At 49.9% G+C, this 2,673-nt stretch carries 2 protein-coding genes; both read right to left on the bottom strand.

Translation table 11 applies throughout. The annotated features are described in order from the left end of the window. Positions 1-451: 451 nt before the first annotated feature. Positions 452-1,888, bottom strand: coding sequence for a sulfatase-like hydrolase/transferase (locus Q0294_RS09415; RefSeq protein WP_299463861.1), 1,437 nt, complete (start codon positions 1,886-1,888; stop codon positions 452-454). A gap of 14 nt (positions 1,889-1,902) precedes the next feature. Next, positions 1,903-2,673, bottom strand: a 771-nt coding sequence (locus Q0294_RS09410; RefSeq protein ID WP_299463857.1) for a divalent metal cation transporter, incomplete at its 5' end; no start/stop codon positions are given.

Genomic DNA, 2,673 nt, shown 5'->3' with positions numbered 1-2,673 from the left:
CCATTTACATCTTTGAATTGACAGACGTAGATCGTACTGAGCGAATCTCGATTGATTAAAATCTGTTAAGGCGGCCAAATCTAACTTATTTATTCACAATAGGTTCCGTAACGATAGCGCTGAAACCTCATTAAGCTGGGTTCTGCCCATCTTCATATTTTGGCGGCTCTAAATCTGCTCTTTGTGCAGGCATTTCTTTCAATGCAGCATCGAGCAATGGGGCAGGAAACTAAAAAACAGGCTTTCACTTTGCCTGTTCAACAAGCCTTAATCTTCTTTTCCCATCATATACGAGCTTTTCCGAACATAAAGAGCAGATTTCAGAATTTGGAGTAATTTCGCGAATTTCACCAGATCCCGGTTCCAATCAGGTGAATTAGTGATGAAAGAGGAATTCTATCGAACCATTTGGGGGGATTCGTCTGACCCGGCCCGCCTTCCCCATCGGAAATTACTGTTTGGGCGGAGAACCCTCGAGTTGTTTCTGCAAGGCTTCTTCTGCCCGGATTTTTCGCGCGGAGATGCTGCGAAACTCCCAGGGGAGTTGACTGTTTTCCGGCAGAGAATCCAGTACACTCTTGAGTTGCGCGTACGACTTCAGACTTGCTCGCTCTGTTTTCAAACGTTCGGTTTTAGACAGATCGTGCAGTTCGAGGGGGTCTTCCGCGAGATCATAGTATTCCCCCGTGGAATAGAGTTTGAATCGATCGTCCCGCACGACCCGCTGTTTGTAATATTGCGTCAGACACCAGGGACGCCAAGCGGCTTTGAGCGGTTGATTCAGAATTTGCGGCGCGAATGATCTCCCGTCAATCGTCACTCCGTTGGGAAGTGGCGCTTTTGCCAGATCAGCCAATGTGGGCAGGATATCCGATACATCAATCAGATCATCACTGATCCGTTCCGACCCCACCAGTTTGGGACAATTCACGATCAACGGCATATTAATGCCCTGCTCTTTAAGAGAATAAATTCCCTGATCGGAAATACGACCATTGATGCGGCCGCCCAGACTCTGTTCCGCGTTCTGGTCGGTCCCGTTGTCGGTGCCATTATCGGGAACAATAAAGAGAATCGTATTGTCACGAATTCCCAGTTCGTCCATCGCTTTGACCAGCCGACCGATCAGGTAATCGGAATAATTCAACATCCCGGCAAACTGTTCGCGGTTCGTTAATTCCTGCCCCTGATTGTGCGGCGTATGAACCACAGGAATGTGCGTGAGGATCGTGGAATAGTAGGCACAGAAAGGTTTGTCGCGGTGTGTTTTCATGTAGTCGATTAAATAGTCCGTGAAGATATCAGGGCCGAATTTGCCTTTCGTCTCCAGCCGCTGGCCATTTTGAATCACATACGGATCCCAGTAGCGCTGCTTATGAGCCGGGTGCCCTTTCTTGCCTTCAGGAAAGATGCAGAATTCCTGGAAACCATGCTGCTTCAACGCATCTTTCTGGGCCGGATCAAACAAATCATTGATCTGCCATTTTCCTGAGATGCAGGTGTCATAACCGGCGTCTCTCAAAATGCGGGCAAAACAGATCTCCCGGTTCCAGTCAAAATAGCCGCCCCCATAAATCGCCGGGTCATGATGTGTATGCCAGCCGGAACGGAAAGGGTAACGGCCCGTGAGTAACATGTGGCGTGTCGTGCTGCAGACCGGCGTCACATAACAATTACGGAACCGCAGTCCCGTATAAGCCAGATGATCGATATTCGGAGTCTGATTTTCCTCGCTGCCATAACTGCGAAACCAGTCTTTGCCCACATTGTCGAGCAGAATGAAAATGATATTGGGGCGTTGATCTGTCTTTTCTGCCGCCACAAGCTGAGGCAGATTCAGCGTCATCAGACAGAACATAATACAGACGGTTTGAATCAAACGTTTCATAAGACACTCAGTTCTCATTTTTGGATCGCGAGTTTCATTTCCGCAGGTTCGACCTGAATCGCAGCAGCCGGTTCTCCTCGCATTTTCTGGATATCTGGAATTACTTTCTGCGTCGCGATATACCAGGCCATGCCCAGCAGCAGCAGAAAACCAATGCCCGCTAAAAGATTCATCACGGGACCATTGCGATGTTCGCCCATCACTTTTTTACTGCTGGTTAAGAGCAGAATCGCTCCCGCTGCCAAGGGCGCAGCAACGACGGTGACCGCCTGCGCCGCCACGATCGCGACAACCGGCTTCGTGCCCGAGTCAATCACATACATCGCCACGAACATCCCGGTCAGCAAAACCGCCGCAGTCAGAATACGTGTCGATTTATCCTGAGGCGTCCCTCCCAGGCCGAGACTGTCCGACATGATGAACCCTCCGATCATGGAATTCACAATGAAGGATGAATAGGCAGCTGAGAAAAGACCGATACAGAACAGGATCTGCCCCTTATCACCAAACAGAGGCTGCAAGGCGTTCCCCACATCACTGACTTTTTCCAGCTCCTGTCCGCGCAACACAGCCGCGGCCGTCGACATGAGCATGATCGTAATCAATGCCATGATCGTCACGCTGATACAGGCATCGATGCGGCCATCTTTCAGATCCTGCACTTTCCAACCTTTGAACCGCGCCAGATAAGACTGGTAAAAAGCAGCTGAAATCACAAAGGTGGTCCCCACCAGCCCCAGCAGCGAAATATTCAGAATCGAAGCCAATCCGTCGCTACCATATCC

The organism is uncultured Gimesia sp., assembly GCF_937919775.1.
Classification (GTDB): Bacteria; Planctomycetota; Planctomycetia; order Planctomycetales; family Planctomycetaceae; genus Gimesia.
Note: the sequence above shows the minus strand (reverse complement) of the source record. Positions and strands in the feature narration are given on the sequence as shown.